The sequence below is a fragment of the Porphyromonas sp. COT-290 OH3588 genome (assembly GCF_000769075.1).
GTDB lineage: Bacteria > Bacteroidota > Bacteroidia > Bacteroidales > Porphyromonadaceae > Porphyromonas.
This window is the reverse complement of sequence record NZ_JRFC01000011.1, coordinates 1-19,755: the sequence shown is the minus strand read 5'-3', so window position 1 is coordinate 19,755 and position 19,755 is coordinate 1. Positions and strand designations below refer to the sequence as shown.

At 50.3% G+C, this 19,755-nt stretch carries 14 protein-coding genes; 13 read left to right on the top strand and 1 reads right to left on the bottom strand.

All coding sequences use genetic code 11. The features are described from left to right. Nucleotides 1-236: 236 nt before the first annotated feature. Nucleotides 237-1,733, bottom strand: coding sequence for an acetyl-CoA hydrolase/transferase family protein (locus tag HQ48_RS01535; RefSeq protein ID WP_044231365.1), 1,497 nt, complete (start codon nucleotides 1,731-1,733; stop codon nucleotides 237-239). 408 nt (nucleotides 1,734-2,141) lie between these two features. Between HQ48_RS01535 and miaB the strand changes: the two genes are divergently transcribed. The 13 genes from miaB to HQ48_RS01470 all read left to right on the top strand — a co-directional run bounded on the left by miaB (nucleotide 2,142) and on the right by HQ48_RS01470 (nucleotide 19,608). Further along, nucleotides 2,142-3,545 (top strand): tRNA (N6-isopentenyl adenosine(37)-C2)-methylthiotransferase MiaB, encoded by a 1,404-nt coding sequence (gene miaB / locus HQ48_RS01530; RefSeq protein ID WP_044231364.1) that lies wholly within the window; start codon nucleotides 2,142-2,144, stop codon nucleotides 3,543-3,545. A gap of 53 nt (nucleotides 3,546-3,598) precedes the next feature. After that, complete coding sequence (locus tag HQ48_RS01525; protein WP_044231363.1) at nucleotides 3,599-4,483, top strand: neutral zinc metallopeptidase; 885 nt, start codon at nucleotides 3,599-3,601, stop codon at nucleotides 4,481-4,483. An 834-nt stretch (nucleotides 4,484-5,317) separates the two neighbouring features. After that, nucleotides 5,318-5,902 (top strand): GNAT family N-acetyltransferase, encoded by a 585-nt coding sequence (locus HQ48_RS01520; RefSeq protein ID WP_044231362.1) that lies wholly within the window; start codon nucleotides 5,318-5,320, stop codon nucleotides 5,900-5,902. Between the two features lie 116 nt (nucleotides 5,903-6,018). Continuing rightward, entirely contained in the window at nucleotides 6,019-7,107 is a 1,089-nt protein-coding gene (aroC, locus tag HQ48_RS01515; protein WP_044231361.1) for a chorismate synthase, read from the top strand. 2 nt (nucleotides 7,108-7,109) lie between these two features. Beyond that, nucleotides 7,110-8,624 carry an oligosaccharide flippase family protein gene (locus HQ48_RS01510; protein ID WP_044231360.1) on the top strand — a complete coding sequence of 505 codons (1,515 nt, stop codon included), beginning with the start codon at nucleotides 7,110-7,112 and terminating at the stop codon, nucleotides 8,622-8,624. Then, a complete protein-coding gene (locus tag HQ48_RS01505) occupies nucleotides 8,621-9,919 on the top strand; it encodes a glycosyltransferase (protein WP_052408921.1) in 1,299 nt (432 codons plus the stop codon). The genes HQ48_RS01510 and HQ48_RS01505 overlap by 4 nt, the downstream gene beginning before the upstream one ends. Before the next feature lie 130 nt (nucleotides 9,920-10,049). Further along, entirely contained in the window at nucleotides 10,050-10,319 is a 270-nt protein-coding gene (rpsO, locus tag HQ48_RS01500) for a 30S ribosomal protein S15 (RefSeq protein WP_044190360.1), read from the top strand. A gap of 311 nt (nucleotides 10,320-10,630) precedes the next feature. After that, complete coding sequence (locus HQ48_RS01495; RefSeq protein ID WP_044231359.1) at nucleotides 10,631-14,971, top strand: cobaltochelatase subunit CobN; 4,341 nt, start codon at nucleotides 10,631-10,633, stop codon at nucleotides 14,969-14,971. 167 nt (nucleotides 14,972-15,138) lie between these two features. After that, nucleotides 15,139-15,828, top strand: a complete 690-nt coding sequence (locus HQ48_RS08955) for an HmuY family protein (protein WP_052408920.1) — start codon at nucleotides 15,139-15,141, stop codon at nucleotides 15,826-15,828. A gap of 178 nt (nucleotides 15,829-16,006) precedes the next feature. After that, nucleotides 16,007-17,929 (top strand): TonB-dependent siderophore receptor, encoded by a 1,923-nt coding sequence (locus tag HQ48_RS01485; protein ID WP_044231358.1) that lies wholly within the window; start codon nucleotides 16,007-16,009, stop codon nucleotides 17,927-17,929. 45 nt (nucleotides 17,930-17,974) lie between these two features. Further along, nucleotides 17,975-18,673, top strand: a complete 699-nt coding sequence (locus tag HQ48_RS01480; protein WP_044231357.1) for a hypothetical protein — start codon at nucleotides 17,975-17,977, stop codon at nucleotides 18,671-18,673. Next, a complete protein-coding gene (locus HQ48_RS01475) occupies nucleotides 18,674-19,261 on the top strand; it encodes a MotA/TolQ/ExbB proton channel family protein (RefSeq protein WP_044231356.1) in 588 nt (195 codons plus the stop codon). It begins immediately after the preceding gene. Between the two features lie 8 nt (nucleotides 19,262-19,269). After that, nucleotides 19,270-19,608 carry a DUF2149 domain-containing protein gene (locus HQ48_RS01470; protein ID WP_044190346.1) on the top strand — a complete coding sequence of 113 codons (339 nt, stop codon included), beginning with the start codon at nucleotides 19,270-19,272 and terminating at the stop codon, nucleotides 19,606-19,608. The last annotated feature ends 147 nt before the right edge of the window (nucleotides 19,609-19,755 follow it).

Genomic DNA, 19,755 nt, shown 5'->3' with positions numbered 1-19,755 from the left:
TAGGGGGATAGTATTCAAGGCTCCCCAAGCCGCTCAAACACGCAAAAAACACCGAGAAAGATACAAGAACCTTTGAGCGGTGCATTGCGCAATAGTCTCCATATACGACACATCATCGTCTAAGATATGGAGCGCTCTCCATGCACAGCCTCTGCTCCCTATAAAAAGGATAGGCAGCCTGCCAAGATATAAATCCCGACAGCCTGCCCATCTAATGATGATGGATTGAGAGATAACTAACCTCTATATTTGCTCCAGTCTACATCTCGCATATCGCCCGTCTCGGCAATCTGCTTATGGAACGCAAAGCAAGCATCTAGACACTGAGGTGTCTGACCATTGACGCCTAGCTCTAGATACTGACGCAGTAGAGGGCGGTAGTCTGGGTGTACGCAGTTCTCGATGATCTCTTCGGCTCTCTGGCGCGGACTCTTGCCTCGTAGGTCGGCCACTCCGTACTCCGTCACAAAGATCTTGACGGAGTGCTCGCTGTGATCATGATGAGATACCATAGGTACGAAAGCACTGATCTTGCCGTCCTTGGCTGTCGATGGGGTCGTGAAGATAGATAGATAGCCACTGCGAGTGAAGTCGCCAGAGCCACCCAAACCGTTCATCATACGTGTACCATTAACATGGGTCGAATTGACATTGCCAAAGATATCTGCCTCAAGAGCTGTATTGATCGTGATAATACCCAAGCGGCGCACGACTTCGGGATTGTTGGAGTACTCCTGAGGGCGCAGAAGTAGCTTATCCTTGAAGAAGTCTAGGTTGGCATAGATGTCTTGAATCACTGGGCGACTCACAGAAAGCGAGCAACCGCTAGCGAACTTGACACGACCCTTTTTCATCAAGCCAATCACCGCATCTTGAATTACCTCCGTATAGACATTGAAAGCAGGGATACTAGGATTATCTCCTAGGGCACCGAGCACAGCGTTAGCAACATTACCGACACCACTCTGTAGGGGCAAGAACTCTGCGGGGATACGCCCTGCCTCAATCTCGCTCACGAGGAACTTGGCTACATTGTCGCCAATAGCCTTGGTTACCTCGTCCAGTGGAGCAAATTCGCTCTCATCGTTGGGCTCGCTAGTGCGTACTACCCCCACGATCTTGGCTGGGTCTACCTTGACGAAAGGTTGCCCAACACGGTCGTCTGCTTTATTAATGCCCAAATCTTGACGGTAGGGAGGATCTAGTGGCTCGCACAAGTCATGGATACCACGGATCTCCTTGGGGTGACGATCATTGAGCTCAACGATGATCTTGTCTGCCATACGGCAGATTGTAGGTAAGATACCCACACCGCTAGTAGGCACAATCTCGCCGTCCTCAGTAACGTCTGCTGCTTCTACGATGGCCACATTGACTGGGCCGAGGAAGCCGTATCGCATCTCTTGGGCAAGCATAGAGAGGTGCATGTCGAAATAAGGAGCTTCTGCGGCATTGATTGCATTGCGCATATCCTTATTCGACTGGTAAGGAGTGCGGAACTTAACCGCACCAGCTCGAGCAAGAGCACCATCGAGATGAGGGCCTGTGCTTGCCCCGGTAAACATGCCGATCTTGAACTCTCGTCCAGCGGCATGCTCTGCCTGTGCTCGCTTAGCCAGAGCCTCGGGTACTACCTTGGGACAGCCTGCAGGCGTGAACCCACTAAAGCCAACGTTGTCGTTGTGCTGTACAACTGCTGCAGCCTCTTCTGCAGTGATAAATTTCAAAGCCATAGCAATACTATAATAATAAGTAATCTATATATCCTCGGTGCTCGCAGACCCAACCCCTCGTTTCCGATCCCTTCGTTATATACTATCGAAACTATATTAACCAAACCACCGATAAGAAACTCCTAGAGGCAAGTCCGTAAGTTTTATTAATTTTATGCCGTCAAAATTAAGTATTTTATCTCGTAACAGAGCAGGGCTGTAAGGAATATTTGAGGCAGTTGGTTAATTACTTCATACTAGGTGTAGAGATACATAAAAAAGCGGAGCAAACTTCCCAGCTTGCTCCAACCTATTTAACCAAAACCTTAACTATGAAAAATCTTACATTTTCCTAGCACAAATATAGGAAGAATATTTTTGTTCTGCAAAAGTTTTGAGAAAATTCATCTAACTAAACGTTTTACTCTTATGAATCAAACCCAGACTCCGGACTCTAAATCCGATCAGTCTAAGACGGAAAAAAGTCTTTTTATCGAGACTTACGGCTGCCAAATGAATGTGGCAGACAGCGAAGTGGTGGCTAGCATCATGCAGATGGACGGGTTCTACCTAACCGAGCATGCCGAAACGGCCGATGCTGTCTTGATCAATACCTGCTCTGTTCGGGACAATGCCGAGCAGAAAGTACTCAACCGCATCGAGTACTACAATGCTATCCGCCGCAAGCACAAACGCAATATGATACTCGGTATCCTAGGCTGTATGGCCGAGCGTGTACGAGAAGAGCTGATAGACAAGCACGGAGTAGACCTCGTCGTAGGGCCAGACAGCTACCTTGATCTGCCAAATCTCATCGGCGCCGTAGAGCGTGGCGAGAAAGCCATCAATGTAGAGCTATCCACACAAGAGACCTATAAGGACGTGATGCCCCTAAAGATCGGCGGCGTGCACATCTCTGGCTTCGTGTCTATCATGCGTGGATGCAACAACTTCTGTACCTACTGCATCGTCCCCTACACAAGAGGGCGTGAGCGCAGCCGAGAGATCGAAAGCATACTGAGAGAGGTCAAGGACCTCGAAAGCAAAAATTACCGAGAAGTAACACTGCTGGGGCAGAACGTAAACTCCTATCGCTACGAGAGTGCAGAGCGCACATACGACTTTGGCGATCTACTGGCCGCAGTGGCCGAGGCAGTACCGGGTATGCGCATACGTTTTACTTCGCCTCACCCCAAAGATATGGACGACAAAGCAATTGCGACGATGGCCAAGTACCCCAACATCTGTCGCCATATCCACTTCCCTGCCCAGTCTGGCAGCAACCATATCCTCAAACTAATGAAGCGAGGCTACACACGTGAGTGGTACCTCAATCGTGTAGAAGCTATAAGAGCAGTGATGCCAGACTGTGCGATCAGCAGTGATCTATTCTGCGGCTTCCACGACGAGAGCGAGGAGGACTTCCAGAAGACACTACAGTTGATGCGTGAGGTTGGCTACGATGCCTCGTTCATGTTCAAGTACAGCGAGCGCCCCGGCACGTACGCCGCCAAATATCTAGACGACAACGTACCCGAGGACGTCAAGCTACGTCGCCTAAGCGAGATGATAGATCTGCAAAATCAGCTATCACTCGAAAGCAATCAGAGGGATATTGGCAAGACCGTAGAGGTACTGGTAGAGGGCTTCAGCAAGCGTAGCCGCGAACATCTATTCGGGCGCACCCAGCAGAATAAAGTGGTAGTCTTCGACAAGCAAGGCTATCGAGTGGGACAGTATGTACAGGTCGTAGTAGAGTCGGCCACCTCGGCGACCCTAATGGGGAAGCCAGCGAAGCCTGCCGAGGGCTGGACGCCTGCTCCAGAGAGCTAAACCCATATAGAATAAGTGTGCAGTATAACGATAAACAAATAGGAGATTGAGGCATGAAATGGCTTAGACACAATGACGACAACAGCAACTTCGAGGATCGAAGAGGTCGTCGCATCGGTGGTGGCAAGCTCGCCGTAGGAGGGATAGCTGGTATCGTCATCGTGATAGTATCCCTGCTGCTGGGCAAAGACCCGGGGCAGATGCTCCAAATGGCAGACTCTGTCGTAGGAGGCATGGGCAATGGTGGCTCACAGACCGAGGTCGTAGACCCCACGAGGGTAAACGAACACGAGGAGTGGAAAACCTTTACGTTAAGAGTCTTCAACAGCTGCAACGAAGTTTGGGAGCGCATCTTCACCCAAGAGTTGGGGCAGAGGTACGAGAAACCTACACTTGTAGCCTTTACCGACCAAACAACCTCGGCCTGCGGTGGCGCATCTAGCGCTATGGGCCCTTTCTACTGTCCTGCCGATAACAAGGTCTACATCGACCTTAGTTTCTTCCGTGAGCTAGCAGAGCGTTTTCGAGCTCCGGGTGAATTAGCAATGGCCTACGTGACGGCCCACGAGGTGGGACATCATGTACAGCATCTACTGGGCATCACCGACAAGGTACACAGATTGCGTGGCCAGATAAGTGAGAAGGAATACAATGCTCTGAGTGTTCGTTTAGAGCTGCAAGCAGATTTCTTCGGCGGATTGTGGGCACACTACGCCTCCAAAATGGGCATTATTGCTCTCGAGCAGGGGGATCTAGAGTCAGCTATACGAGCAGCTCAAGCCATTGGAGATGATGCACTGCAAAAAGCAGCTCAAGGCTATACTGTACCAGACTCATTCACACACGGGACATCGGCTCAAAGAGCAAAATGGTTCAAACTCGGCTACACGACGGGCAACTTTGAGCTAGGAGATACTTTCGCCAGCAGAGATCTCTAGCCTAAGGGGAACGACAATAGAATTAGGGGAAGGGGCTATGGCAGATTTGATTTTGCCATAGCCCCTTCTGAGTTCTTCAGAATAAGCAAAAACAAGGGTTGCATAGGTCGAGAGCAAGGGAGAGCTAGCTCTAGCTATGCCAAGGCAAGCAATGCTGCAATAGAGGGCGCTAGAGCCAAGGCCTAAAGCGAGGTCCTTGCCCAGCTGGAGAATAATGACACACAGCTAGGGCGAGGAATCAATGCGCTTTCGCGAAGGCCCGATTTATATTTTGGGTCAAACTTGCGGATATTGGTGGGAAAACACGGCTGGGAGTAGATGAAAATATGCAAACCTCGTATTTGGCCCCTAGAAAGCTCTACACGGCACTCAACCTCGTTTTGGCACTTAGTACCTGACACACAAAAACAAGCATCTAAAACAAAGACTCAATAAAACACTGTAAAACAAACATATAAAACATATATTTAAGTAATTCTACTTAAAAGAAGCCCGAATCTCAACATTTCCTCCCATCAATCTTACAGAATTGGGGGACACATCGCCCAAGACCAATCCATCAATCCTCAAAAATCAGCCCTTCAATTTTATTAGACAGCTCAATCAAACTTCGAGAATAGTTCATCTACTTCACCAAAAAACGAGGCAAAGCATTTACACATCTTAACGCAAAAGATTAAAAAGCGCTATCAAGAGATATCATGCCAATAGCACACAACAACGATTACATACGAGAAGCCTTAGCTAGCTGACTGGGGACATCGCCAATAGCATATAAACAAGGAAAGAGTTACTTTTACATACAAATTTTCCCAATCGTAGTAACAACAAAGGATGAACCTACAAACCGAACGCCTAATCTTGAGGCCTTGGCAAGAAAGTGATGCAGAAGCGCTCTATAGATATGCCCAAAACCACAGCATCGGGCCTGCTGCAGGCTGGCCTCCACACACAAGCATTGAGAATAGCCGTGAGATAATCAAAACTGTTTTGTCTGCCCCCAATACCTATGCAATTGTGATGAAAGAAACCGAGGAAGCAATCGGTAGCATTGGGATTATGACTCTAAGAAGCGAAGTTTATAGTGCGAACATGGCCAACGATGAGTGCGAAATCGGCTTCTGGATTGGAGAACCATTTTGGGGGCAGGGTCTAATCCCCGAAGCCGTCAATGAGCTCCTACGGCATATCTTTGAGGATCTAGGACAAACAGCTGTTTGGTGTGGTTACTTCGAAGGCAATACAAAATCCCAACGAGTACAAGAGAAGTGCGGTTTTACATATAGTCACACAGAGTACGATAGGCCCGTTCCATTAATCAACGACTTTCGTACCGAGCATTTCACCAAAATCACACTGCAAGACTGGATCGCCCAAAAGAATGCTGGTCTACGACCAAACGATGCGGTAACGCAGTAAAAACACCTAATCTGACAAAAGCCATAGTCTGAGTGGTAAACCTCCAACTCGGCCCTTGGCTTGGCGGAGAGTTTGGTGTATTTTTGTGGCTATAAATTAGCTTACAGCACATTTAGATGAATACATTCGGACGGATACTTAGGCTGACAACCTTCGGCGAATCCCACGGCATAGCTATCGGGGGCGTTTTGGACGGAATGCCTGCTGGTCTATCGGTAGATTTCGAAGCCATACAAGCGGCTTTGGCGCGCCGCAGGCCCGGCCAGTCGTCCGTGAGCACCACACGCAGAGAAGAAGATCGTGTTGAGTTCCTCTCGGGTATCTTTAATGGTAAAACCCTCGGCACACCCATTGGCTTCATTATCCGCAATCAAGATCAACGCTCGTCGGACTATGACGCCCTAGCCTCTGTATTTCGCCCCTCACACGCAGACTACACCTATCAAGCCAAGTACGGCATTCGTGATGCTAGAGGGGGAGGCAGAGCCTCGGCACGAGAAACGGCTATACGAGTGGTGGCTGGAGCTCTAGCCGCACAGCTACTCGCTACGCTAGGCGTCGAGGTACTGGCCTATACGAGCTCTATCGGAGGAGTTACCCTTACCCAAGGGTATCTAGACGAGATACAGAGAGCGGAGATAGAGGCTTCCATAGTTCGCTGCCCAGAGGTAGAGAAGAGCCGTCTGATGCAAGAGGAGATACACCGAGTGCAAGCCGATGGAGATAGCGTGGGAGGAGTAGTTAGCTGTATCGCACGAGGGCTACCCACTGGCTGGGGCGAACCCATCTACGACAAACTATCGGCTCGGCTGGCCTCTGCGATGCTCTCGATCAATGCTGCTCGAGCCTTTGAGCTAGGTGATGGCTGGGCAATGGCTAGCTCTAGAGGTAGTCTCGTCAATGATGAGATGACGACCGAGGGGGGGGGCATCAACCACCGCACCAATCACTCGGGTGGAGTCCTTGGGGGCATCAGCAACTCCGAGAGGCTTAGACTAAAGGTTGCCTTCAAGCCTACGGCTACGATCGCCAAGGAGCAAACGAGTGCTAATATCAATGCCGAGACGATTCGCCTAAGCGCAAGAGGCAGGCACGACCCCTGCGTCGTGCCTCGTGCTGTCCCCGTAGTAGAGGCTATGGTTTGCCTCGTATTGGCAGACTTCTACCTGCTCTCGAGATCATCGCAACCGATAGAGCGACACTAGGTATGGCCAATATAGTAGCACAAGAGAGCCTCAAGGGGACTATCGTCACTTATATAGGTGTAGCAGTTGGCTTTCTGACGACTTTCTTCATACTAACCAACTACCTCACACCAGAGGAAGTGGGGCTAACTCGCCTGCTTGTCGAGGTCGCTACCCTACTCTCGGGCTTTGGTCTTCTGGGGCTAACCACTTCAATCAGCCGCTTTTTCCCCTACTTCTATGACGAGGCTTCGCTCGGGGCTGGCCGGGGTAGCATCATACATCATGGGTTCTTTCGCCACATCAGCCTAGTGGCACTGCTTGGGTCGTGTATCACTCTACCTCTATACTACCTCCTGCGCGAGCCAATCACAGCCCTATTCGAGAGGAATAGTGCAATGTTCGTAGATTACTACTTATGGGTCATTCCCTTGACTCTACTACTTACACTCTGGACCATCTCGGAGCTGTACAGCATACAGCTACTCAAGCTATTCGTCCCCAAAACCATACGTGAGCTCATACTCAGACTACTGCTCCTTACCTCCTACATCATCTATGCCCTAGGCTGGGTCAGCTTCCCCCAGTTTATCGGGTTGTTTGTACTGGCATACGGGCTAAGTATGCTCACAAGTCTAACCTATCTAAGTCGCCTAACGAGGCTCAACTTTCGGCATGACAAATCGTTCCTTACCCCAGAACTAAAGCGCACTTTCGGGCGATATACCTTATTAGCCTTCTTGGCCACTGTCGGCACTACTCTAGCTGGGCGTATGGATCTCCTTCTCCTAGCCTTCGTCGATCGGGACGGACTAGCATCTGTGGCTGTATTCACCGTGGCCTTCTTCATGGTATCTATCGTTGAGGGTCCTACACGGGCGATCATCGGCATCGCCACTGCACGCATTGCCTCGGTCATGAAGCACAAGGACTATGCACGCACACGCCTCATCTACGAGCAAGTTTCGTTTTATCAGCTCCTGACAAGCCTCATCATCTTCCTTGGGATCTGGTGCAATATGGACAATATCTTGAGTATTATGCCAGCAGGAGCGAGCTATCTAGAGAGCAAAAACACGTTTCTCTTCCTCGGGTTGGCGAAGCTCGTAGAGGTAACCTTCACGGCGAGCCACCCTATCGTCAGTTGTTCCCCCTACTATCATTGGAATCTCTACTACACACTGTCGCTCATCATCGTCGCCCTTATAGCTAACCTCTTCCTCATTCCCATCTTCGGGACTATGGGCGCAGCGATGTCGACTCTCATCACAGCAATCGTGGGCTATGGCCTACAGCAAGGACTTCTAAGCTGGCGACTAGGTATCCACCCGCTCTCCAAGCGTATGTTGATTGTCCTGCCCATTACGCTGTCTATGCTGTTAGCCCACGAGCTACTGCCCGACCTTGGCTCTCCTTGGCTAGATATGGCACTACGCTCGGTCGTGCTGGGAGTGTCTGCCCTATTAGCTATCCTGCCCTTCGGGGTAATACCAGAGGTTAGAGAGTTCGTCCAAAACAAATACGGCTTGTGGCGATGAAGATATTGCTCATATCACGCACCCTAGAGGGCGGAGGAGCGGCTCACGCCTGTCGTAGGCTCTTCGAGGCACTATGCTCTGCTGGAGCTGATGTACGATTGCTCCTACTCAATGCTCCCAGCATCACGGACGATCGGATAGATTGGGTCAAGAAAAGCCTCTGGGATAGGCTTCGTGCTGACATCTACTTCGCAGGCGAACGGCTGGAGATACTCGCTCACAGCGGAGGGAGGCGGGAGCATCTATGGCGCATCTCCACAGCGAATATGGGCTTCGACGTGAGTGGACATCCGTGGGTAGACTGGGCTGATGTAGTGCATCTACATTGGATTAACCAAGGCTATCTAAGCCTCACAGGGCTTCGCAGACTTGCCCTATTGGGTAAGCCTATTGTGTGGACGCTACATGACCTATGGCCTGCCACTGGGCTATGTCACCTACCTCTATCTTTCGGGGAGAATACTCTGGCGCAATGCCACAGCTATACCACTGGCTGCGGAGCCTGTCCTCTACTATCATCTAATAGAAGGGGTGATCTATCGGCTCAAGTATGCAGGCGCAAAACCTTTCTCGCACGAAGTCCGTTTCACTACATCGCTGTTAGCCACCGAGAGGCCGAGCTATTCGGGCAGAGCTTCATAATGTACGGGAAGAGGCCAATCGTCATACCCCCTCCAATAGACCTAGAGAAGTATAGACAAGTATCTGAGTTACCTACTCCATCTTGGTACGACCCTAGCCGTAAGTATCTATTGGTAGCAGCAGCTCGGCTCGATGATAGCGTCAAGGGTTTCGAGCTACTCAAAGAGGTTACCCAACAGCTACGAATCATCGCTCCTGAGAAATGCAAGCATCTAACCCTACTACTAGTTGGTAAGATCAAGGCAGACGGCAGAGGCGATGACTTTGGTATCGACACTCGTCCGCTAGGCTCCATCAGTCAAGCTGAGCAGATGATACAGCTCTATCAACTCGCCGACCTCACTTTATCAACCTCGCTTTTCGAGAGTTTCGGACAGACCCTCACGGAGGCCTTAGCCTCTGGTTGCCCCGTGGTGAGCTTTAGGTCTTTTGGCCCCGAGGATATTATCCAAGACGGCAAGAATGGCTACCTCGTAGAGGCATACGACACGAAGGCGTTCGCCCAGCAAATACTCGCCGCTCTAGAGCCACACATACAGCGAGAGATGAGTCAAGAGGTTTGTCAAAGCAGCGTCGCCCACCTCTCCAGCCGATGTATCGCTAACGAACATCTAGAGTTTTATGGGCGATTTGCGGAGCCAATGGAGCTATAAAAGAAATAATTGTGTGATAGATGAAAGATTTAAGAAATAAAATCCTTACCTTTGCAGCCACGATCCGCAAGCGTCTTGCTCAGTGAGGCGGGAGCGGTATTAAGGTTTCATTATTAAATATAAAGAACGAATGTATCTAAATTCAGCTAAGAAGACTGAGCTCTTCGAGAAGTATGGCAAGAACGCCACTGACACAGGTAGCCCCGAGAGCCAAATCGCTCTATTCACCTTCCGTATCGCTCACCTAACAGAGCACCTGAAGAAGAATCACAAGGACTACAGCACTCAGCGCGCACTCAAGATGATCATCGGTAAGCGTCGTCGCATGCTCGACTACCTACTACACAATGATATCGAGCGTTATCGTGCTATCATCAAGGAGCTAGGTATTCGTCGCTAATCGTTTGAAATAACGATACACAAACCCCAAACGCAGGGAGAGGAGCCATCAGGCTCTTCTCCCTGTTTCTTTTACCAAGTAATCACTAGAGGCTACCTTAGTTTAGGTAGCCTCTAGCAAATCACAGAAATCACAAATCACTAGAGAACAGCATATTGCTAAAACAAGAGAAGGAAGCGCCCCAAATATCGCCACCAGCATTACTAACTAATTGGTAGCCTACTGGCCTCTATTTTAGCCTGATGTAGGTATTTCTAAGGCATATGTGATTGGCTAATTTTGCCTCCGAAATCTCTATTAATTTCATTGTAATGCTAAGAAAAAAAGTACTTTTTAAGTTGGGGATAGCCCTATTGATCGTCCTATCTGGGATATGGATTTGGGGGAAATTTGGCTCAACAACCAAAGTTGCGCTAGTCAACTTCCCGGGCTTCCAAGCCACGGGCATTGCACTATCCAACCAATCTAGCCATATCAAATACGAGCAGCTCAAACAAGAGGAGGTAGACAAATACGACGACTACGACTGCGTACTCGTCTTCGGTATGGGGCTGAATTGGTCGCAAGAGGAGTATGCCAAGATCACACAGATGACAGAGGAGGGCTTCCCGCTACAAGTCATCTATGCGACAACTCCAGAAAACAACATCATGGGGCTAGACTCCGTACAGGGAACCCGAATACTCGAATACCTAGACACAGGCAACAAGAAAAATTATCAAAATCTAGCCTACTACATTCGTAAATATGTAGACAAAAAGAAGTGGTTTGCTCCCGAACCAGAGGAGTGGACCGAGGGAGCAACCGACGTGTACTATCATCTCGATGAGCAAGTAGCCTGCAAGACTAAGGAGGAGTTCGATGCCTACCTACGCTCAAGCGGACACTACCACGAGGGGGCACCTAGCGTCATCATCGTCGGAGGATTTACAGACCCCTTTAGCGGAGCAAAGGAAAACTTGGATAGCTTGATCTCCAGCCTCGGCCAGTCGGGTCTGAACGTGTATCCAGTCACTTCCTTTAGCAAGAGGCTTGAGTTCATTCAGGAAGTCAAACCCGACATCATTCTATACCTTGCCCACGGCAGACTGCTTATGGGGCAAGGTGAGCGTGGCGTTGAATACCTCAAGGAACTCAATGCCCCAATGCTCACACCACTAGGGACGCTACAGAGCCGCAAGGAGTGGCGTGAAAATCCTATGGGCATGGTCGGTGGCTTTATGTCGCAGACCATCGTGATGCCCGAGTTGGACGGAGCCATCTATCCATATATGGTCTTCACTCAAGAAAAGAACGAAGATGGCTACGAGGTAGTCAAGGCAATGCCCGATAGGCTGAAGGTATTCACATCGCTTGTTAATAAGTTCATCGCCCTGAAGAAGAAGCCCAATGCAGAGAAGAAGCTAGCGATCTACTTCTTCAAAGGACCGGGACAAGAAACTCTAGCAGCTCAAGGGCTCGAAACCGCCCACTCCCTCTACAACACACTGCTGCGCCTCAAGCAAGAGGGATATAATCTAGATGGTCTTCCCAGCAATGTGGCAGACTTCGAGCGTGATCTCGCAGCTCAGGGGCAGGTCTTCAAGCCGTATGCCGAGGGGCAGATGCGTCGGTTCGTCGATGAAGTGAGTCCAGAGCTTATCCCTGCCGATGAGTTGGCACAGTGGATTGGCAGCGACTTGGATCCAGAGTTACAACAGCAACTAAAGCAGGACTACGGAGATGCCCCCGGAGTCTACATGACGCACGAAGAGAACGGCGTGCCTCATTTGATCGTATCACGCCTGCAATATGGCAATGTGGCCATACTGCCTCAGCCCATGGCAGGGATCGGATCAGATAGCTTCGCCATCGCTCACGGTGCCAAAATGCCTCCCCCTTATCCATACGTAGGGGCTTATCTGTGGGCTCGTCACCGCTTCGAGGCCGATGCGATGATGCACTTCGGTACACACGGCTCCCTAGAGTTTACACCTAGTAAGCAGGTAGCACTCGGCACAACGGACTGGAGCGATCAACTCGTAGGCGACACGCCACACTTCTACTACTACACTATTGGCAATATCGGAGAAAGCATGATGGCCAAACGCCGCTCGTATGCGACTACGATCTCCTACCTCACCCCTGCCTTCAACCCAAGTGGTGCGAGAGGTATCTACGCCGAGCTACAGACCGCTATCCGCAAGTACTTTGAAGCGAACTCTAGCGAAGCTAAAAAGTCACTATCACTAGGCGTCAAGAAGCATGCTATGGCACTAGGTATCCACCGAGAGCTTAGACTTGATAGCATACCCTCACAGCCCTACACAGACGAGGAAATTGAGAAGATCGACAACTTCGCCGAAGAAATCTCGGCAGAGAAAGTCAATGCTTCCCTCTACACCACAGGAGTAGCCTACACGCCAGAGCGACTACGCTCTACGGTTATAGCCATGAGTGCAGACCCCATCGCCTATGCCAAGGCCAAGTTAGACGCCCATCGTGCAGGAGGTAAGGAAGACTTTACGAAGAATAAGCGTTCGTTCCACCAGAAGTATCTCGCCCCTGCCAATGCCTTGGTAGAGCAGATCCTAGCAGGTAAGGTAGCAGACGAAAACCTCGTACTCGCCTACTCGGGAGTATCGAAGGAGGAACTTGACCGAGCCAAAGAACTGACCGCCCCTAAGCAACGTCGTGGTATGATGGGCGGAAATAAGCCTAGCGCAGGCAAATCCCAAGTAGCCAAGAGCAACAAGAAGGCAAGTTCAGGTGGGCATCCAGCTTGGATCCCCAAAATCGGCACTCGCCCCGAACATACCAAGAAGCCACAAGAGCAGGCCAAGCCACAAGAAGCCCACAAGACGGCCGATACTCACGGAGGCAAGAAGACCGACAGCACGCACAGCGCAGGAGCCAAAGTATCCGATATGATGGAAGCCCAGCGTGCTAGAGGCGAACAGCATGCCCAGATGCAAGCCGTGAGCAAGGAGGAGCTAGACAAGGCACACTTGATCCTAGAAGCGGAGCGTGCTATCCTCAACGTACAGAGATATAAGGAAGCACTCGCAGCCAGCCCAAAGCTCGAGCTAGACGGCATCGTCGATGCGCTCTCTGGGGGCTACATCGAGCCAAGCTCTGGGGGCGATGCCGTAGCCAACCCACAAGCCGTACCTACGGGGCGCAATCTATACTCTATCAGTGCCGAGTCTACACCAAGCGAGCGAGCTTGGAATAAAGGCGTCCTACTCGTAGAGGAAACACTCAAGGATTACAAGAAGCGCCACGGCAAGTACCCAACCAAGGTAAGCTACACCTTCTGGAGCAGCGAATTTATCGAGAGCCAAGGTGCCTCAATCGCCCAAGTACTCTATATGCTCGGGGTCGAGCCAGTAAGAGATAGCTTCGGCCGTGTATCGGATCTGCGCCTTATCCCCGCCAAGGAGCTTGGCCGCCCTCGTATTGATGTGGTGATCCAGACCTCGGGGCAATTCCGTGACCTAGCCGCCTCTCGCCTGCAGCTCATCACCGAGGCCATAGAGCTAGCAGCCTCTGCCCCCAAGGAAGAGCAAGACAACTATGTGGCGGACGGGGCTATCAATACGGAGAAGGCTCTCGTAGATGCTGGTATGTCGCCCAAGGAAGCGCGTGCACTCTCGACCAAGCGTATATTCGGCGGCATCAATGGTATGTACGGCACAGGTATCCAAGAGATGATTACCGCCGGCGACAAGTGGGAGAACGACAGCGAAATCGCCGAGGTCTACCTCAATAATATGGGAGCTTCCTACTCGACGATCGACGAATGGGGGCAGTTTAGCAAGCCACTCTTCCGTGCCGCTCTAGCCAATACCGATGTGGTGGTACAGCCACGCCAGAGCAATACTTGGGGAGCCCTGAGCCTCGACCACGTATATGAGTTTATGGGCGGACTTAATCTGACCGTACGCAACGTGACGGGCAAAGACCCTGATGCGTACTTCGCAGACTACCGCAACCGCAATAACTTCCGTATGCAAGATCTCAAGGAAGCCATCGGAGTGGAGAGCCGAACAACGATCCTCAACCCTGCTTTCGTCAAAGAGATGATGCAGGGTGGAGCCTCTAGCCTTGGCCGTCTAACGGAAGTTGTGACCAATACATACGGCTGGGACGTAGCTAAGCCCGAGGTAATCGAGGACGCACTCTGGAGAGAGATCTACCAAATCTATGTGGAGGATAAGCTAGGTCTCGACATTCCCAAGACCTACGAGAGCGTCAATCCTCGAGCCATGCAGGAGGTTACGGCCGTGATGCTCGAAACGATACGCAAAGGAATGTGGCAGGCGACCGAAGAGGAAGTCAAGCAACTCATCAAGACGCATACGGATCTGACCGAGAAATTCGGTGCTACCGGCGGAGGAATGGCCTCAAGCAACCAAAAGCTACAGCAATTCATCGCCCAGCGTCTGTCGCCTGAGCAAGCCAAGGTGTATCAGCAGAAGCAGCAGGCCCTCAGAGAAGCGACCGAGCAGACAAACAAAGATGGCGTCGTGATGAGCAAGAACGAACGCACGCTGGAGCAAGACGACAAGGGCTCTATGGGCTTCAATGGGTTCATCGTCGCAGGAGCATCTCTATTGATCTTCATCGCACTAGTTCTACTGCTGCGTCGTAAGCGCAAAAATCGCGAGTAATTAGACGCAATAAACAGCCCTAAATTTCCGTATATGCGAAAATTTATCGGAGTATATACAAAAAATTATTTTCGTATATACGAAAATTTATCCTAGTATATGCAGGAAGTCCGAAGACTATAAACATTCATCAAAATAATAGTTATCTCTCAAACATCAACAACGTAATGAAAAAGTTATTTCTAAGTCTGGCTCTAGTAGCCACAGGGGTATTCGCAGTATCTTGCGACAAGAAGAAAGACGAACCCAAGAAGCAGACAACCATGAAGGAGGTTAGCATCGACGCCACCGACTATGGCAAGTGGATGTATTTCTCACTCGAGCAAGGGAAGCTCGTTGAGGTAGCAGATCCTATGAACAGCAACGAATGGGATCTGGGCTTCCACTTTACCGACATCCGCACCAACAGCGGTGCTTCGGGCAAAGGACAAGGAGGAGCCTTCGCTACTGACCTCAAGGAAGTGACAGACGAACTAAAGACTCTGCCCAACGCCTCGGACTTCGTGGTGGACAAGGAAACCAAAATCATCACCCAAACTCACAACGAAAAGGGCGAACATGATATCAAGCAAGAGAAGGGCGGAGCCAATCCTCTACTGACGACCTTCCAAACCGTGAAGATCGGCTCAGACGGCAAACCTGAACTTGGTCCCAACGGCCTACCCATCTTCATCAAGGGTACGCTTGGAGCCATTGATTTCTCTCACGGTAGAGGTGGTGCTAAGTTCACACTGTCCAATAAGGTCTATCTCATTCGCACCGCAAAAGGCAAGTTTGTGAAGATCAAGATCGTGGACTACCGCAACGCTCACGCCAAGACCGTTCACGTTAAGATGCAATATGCTCCTCATCAGTAGCGTAAGACGAAGAAGAGATTAGGGAGGCGATAGTAGTCACCTCCCTAATCAAATAAGCATCTACACATTACCAACATTGTATTTACCAAGAGGCTAGTTGATGAGTAACGTAGGCTTTTACCTAATGGCAAACTCTATCTAGCCTCTTATTTTCTTTATCCAGACCTAATAGATTGTTATGCGTCTTCACTATATATATGCGATTCTACTGGCAGGGGTAGCCACATTCCCCAGTTATAGTGCTATCGCTCCCACCGACTCTATCCAGCATCTTGACGAATGCGTGGTGACGGGGACCTTGGCTCCACGTACACTCAAGAGCGTCCCCGTAATGACCCAGCTGATTACACGCCAAGACATCGACAGACTGAACCCCAGATCGATCAACGACATTCTACAGATGAGTATCCCCGGGATCCAGATCAGTATGCACGGAGCACAGACACGCATTACTGTGCAGGGTATGCTCGGTGACCACGTCCTCTTCTTGTTAGACGGAGAGCCGATCAACTCCGAAGGCAACGGAGCCGTCGATCTGAACCGAATAGATATCGCCAGCATTGAGCGCATCGAAATCCTTCGAGGATCAGCCTCGGCTCTCTATGGCTCCAATGCGATCGGGGGTGTCATCAACTTCATCTCCAAAAACGTACACAAAAAGCTCTCGGGAACAATCTCTGGCGACTATAGCAGCGAGGGCGCTCAGCGCTACCACGGACTGCTAGGGCTCAAGTTCGGCGACCTCTCCTCACAGACAACCCTAAACTTCAACCATGCCACGGGGTACAAAATCAAAACAGAAGGAGAACCCTTCGTCGTGCATGGCGGTAAGACTTGGAATGTAGGCGAGAAGCTGCGCTATCGCTCCGTAGACAACCGTTGGGACGCTACTCTATACGGCTACGGCAGCTATCGTATGCAGGACTGGGACGACAAAATCAACAACCACTACCTCAGTACAGACTTCGGCGGCAGGGTTAGCTATGCTCCCAATGCTCGGCACAGCATCTTTGCCTCCTACAATCACTCTGGCTACACTCACTCCTACTACTATTATACGGCAACTAAGGATCAGTATCTGCCACTCTTTGAGCTGGGGACCAATAGAGCCAGAGGACAATACAACTTCGGACAAGACGGGCGAGATAGAGTACTCGTCAATGCTGGCGTCGATGCCGTATGGGAGAGTGTTTCGGGCGACCGCATCAATGCAGAGGGCAATGTCTACAGCTCATCTACAATAGCTCTATATGGGCAGGCCGAGTGGCGCATCAAGCCAAGTCTATCGGCAACGATCGGCTTCCGAGAAGACTTCCACTCGGAGTTTGGCAGCCATTTTACACCTAGACTAACGATGCTCTACAAGCAAACTAAGTGGCGCATCAGGGCGAGTTACTCGGAGGGATTCCGCTCGCCATCTACCAAGGAGCTGCACATGGATTGGGATCACAATGGTATGTTTAGGATCAAAGGTAACCCTGAACTAAAGCCCGAGGTCAGCCGTATGATTAGTCTTGCTCCAGAAATCCAAATCGGCAATAACCTCAACCTTACCCTGCAAGCAACCTACAATCGTATCACGAACAAAATCTTCAACCGAGAAGAAGAGAATGGACGTGTACGCCGCTTCTTCAATGCTCGAGGCATCTCGGAGCTCTGGCAGACTCAGCTGAGCCTGCGCTGGCAGATCATCAAGCAGCTTCGCCTCAACCTAGACTATGCCTACATCAGAGATTTGCTCAAGGTCAAAAACAAGGCAGGACAAGAGATGCTCGCCGTCCCTACTCGTCCGCACAATATGACGGCTACGCTGAGCTACGTACACCGCTGGCAGGACTGGGGTCTATCCGTCGATGCCTCGACACGCCTCTCAGCTGCCGTATCTACAGCTCTATTCGATCAGAATCTAGGCGACTACACCCTAGTTACCTACGAGCCCTACAACATAGTGCGTCTAGGGGCATCGCTCGATTGGAGGCATAAGATTAAGCTCACGATGGGAGGCGACAACCTTCTCAACTTCATACCCAAGAGCGTCAATGCCTCATCATCTGTATCTCCGGGGCGTACGCTATTCGCTTCGCTTGCGGTGTATCTATAAAGACTCCGAATATACCTCAACTACCTAGCCTAATAGTAGATTACAATGGAGCTAATCGTCCAATTCTTGATGCTCATCGTCTGTCTTGTGGCCAGCGTCAAGCTCAGCCATGCCCCAAGGTGGGTGAGCTGGGTCTACGCTCTAGCCGTCGGGGTATTCCTCTATATGACCTCCGACTTGGCATCTAGCCAGACACGCTCGGGGATAGGAGGCTATATCGAGAACCGAGAGCTGCGTGAGTATATTGCTATCTTAGTCACGCTAGAGTCTATGATCTTCGTCCTCTTTACCTTTGTTTCTTTTCGTCGAGATCAAGGTAAGGAGCGCCCTTGCCCCAAACTAAGGCACTGGGTACAGGAGATCCTGACTTTCTACCCTTCTCTTCTCGTATTCCCTGCCCTATTCTACGCACAGACCAATCTGATCTTTGCGCTGCCCGGCATCGACTTTGGCCATATATCTCTGGGCCTTGCTGTCGGTATGGCTCTCTTTTTCGTCATAATGCCTTGGCTGATGCGCTACCTACTGCCCGAGCGAGAGATGCGTCTAGAGATTTTGTTCCTCTCATCGCTTTTCATCTTCGTGCTAGGGCTGATCACCACGGTAGACGACAAGATGACCTACGCTGCACCCGAATACGAATTACCTTGGCGTGGTCTACTACTTGCTCTAGGTCTATTCGTCGTGTGCTTCACCCTCGGCAGACTGATACCTTCACTTAAACGACTAATAACAAAACGATAAATGAATACTATTACACAAATGCTCTTCTGGGTATCGAACAGCCTGCTCATACCCAACATCATCATCTTGCTGATTCTATTTGTTCGCGCACTAATCCTACTCGGCAGTTTCTACAACACCTTCATGCTCCGACGTCGTAGCCGACTCGCCCTGCTCAATCTGGAGCAAAAAAGCAGCCATGACATCAGGGCTATGAGTCCAGAGCTAGAGGGGATCAAGACCAGCCTCATAGGCAAGTATGCGCTAGCACTCATAGGCACAGCCAATCTCACTCAAGCAGATGTAGACTACCAGCTCAGCCAATTCGAGGTAGAGAGCGATCGAGATCTATCTACCAGCAAACTCTTGGCTAAGGTCGGCCCAGTCCTTGGGCTTATCGGGACGCTCATCTCTATGTCACCTGCACTCATGGGGCTCTCCACTGGCAATATAGAGGGCATGGCATACAATATGCAAATCGTTTTTGCCACTACAGTCGTGGGGTTGGTAATCAGCCTTGTTGGTCTAGTAACCCAGCAGTACAAGCAACGCTGGTACGCTGAAGAGATGAATGCCCTAGAGCTAATGTCTGCACGACTGACTAACTAAGAGAAACCATGAGCAGAAAAAACAAACGTCGCAGCCTGCTAGGCAAGTCCGACGACGGAGATCCGCTAAGCGTAGTAGTCAATCTCTTCGATGTAGCGATGGTTTTCGCCGTGTCGCTAATGGTAGCGATGGTGATGCACATGAACATGACCGAGATTTTCGGCAAGGAGGACTTCTCTATCGTCAAGAACCCCGGCAAGGACAACATGGAGATCATCACCAAGGAGGGTAACAAAATCAACAAATATACCCCGAGCAAAGACCAAACGAAGAGCGGGAATAAAGGACGCAAGGTAGGCATTGCCTACGAGCTTGAGAATGGCGAAATCATCTATGTACCTGAGTAAATGAATTAGCTAGTCATAGAATCTCAAAAAGTATAGGGGCGAACTCGTTTGAGACCGTTGCACGGCATTTTGCCTCTTTTCGGTTAGAAACTTTGTATATATCTCTGATTATTACTATCTTTAATATGTAATTAATTGTATCGACAT

Excerpts from the sequence above, each read along its gene's own strand:
- HQ48_RS01535 (WP_044231365.1), bottom strand. The coding sequence starts at position 1,733 with ATGGCTTTGAAATTTATCACTGCAGAAGAGGCTGCAGCAGTTGTACAG.
- miaB (WP_044231364.1), top strand. The coding sequence starts at position 2,142 with ATGAATCAAACCCAGACTCCGGACTCTAAATCCGATCAGTCTAAGACG.
- HQ48_RS01525 (WP_044231363.1), top strand. The coding sequence starts at position 3,599 with ATGAAATGGCTTAGACACAATGACGACAACAGCAACTTCGAGGATCGA.
- HQ48_RS01520 (WP_044231362.1), top strand. The coding sequence starts at position 5,318 with ATGAACCTACAAACCGAACGCCTAATCTTGAGGCCTTGGCAAGAAAGT.
- aroC (WP_044231361.1), top strand. The coding sequence starts at position 6,019 with ATGAATACATTCGGACGGATACTTAGGCTGACAACCTTCGGCGAATCC.
- HQ48_RS01510 (WP_044231360.1), top strand. The coding sequence starts at position 7,110 with ATGGCCAATATAGTAGCACAAGAGAGCCTCAAGGGGACTATCGTCACT.
- HQ48_RS01505 (WP_052408921.1), top strand. The coding sequence starts at position 8,621 with ATGAAGATATTGCTCATATCACGCACCCTAGAGGGCGGAGGAGCGGCT.
- rpsO (WP_044190360.1), top strand. The coding sequence starts at position 10,050 with ATGTATCTAAATTCAGCTAAGAAGACTGAGCTCTTCGAGAAGTATGGC.
- HQ48_RS01495 (WP_044231359.1), top strand. The coding sequence starts at position 10,631 with ATGCTAAGAAAAAAAGTACTTTTTAAGTTGGGGATAGCCCTATTGATC.
- HQ48_RS08955 (WP_052408920.1), top strand. The coding sequence starts at position 15,139 with ATGAAAAAGTTATTTCTAAGTCTGGCTCTAGTAGCCACAGGGGTATTC.
- HQ48_RS01485 (WP_044231358.1), top strand. The coding sequence starts at position 16,007 with ATGCGTCTTCACTATATATATGCGATTCTACTGGCAGGGGTAGCCACA.
- HQ48_RS01480 (WP_044231357.1), top strand. The coding sequence starts at position 17,975 with ATGGAGCTAATCGTCCAATTCTTGATGCTCATCGTCTGTCTTGTGGCC.
- HQ48_RS01475 (WP_044231356.1), top strand. The coding sequence starts at position 18,674 with ATGAATACTATTACACAAATGCTCTTCTGGGTATCGAACAGCCTGCTC.
- HQ48_RS01470 (WP_044190346.1), top strand. The coding sequence starts at position 19,270 with ATGAGCAGAAAAAACAAACGTCGCAGCCTGCTAGGCAAGTCCGACGAC.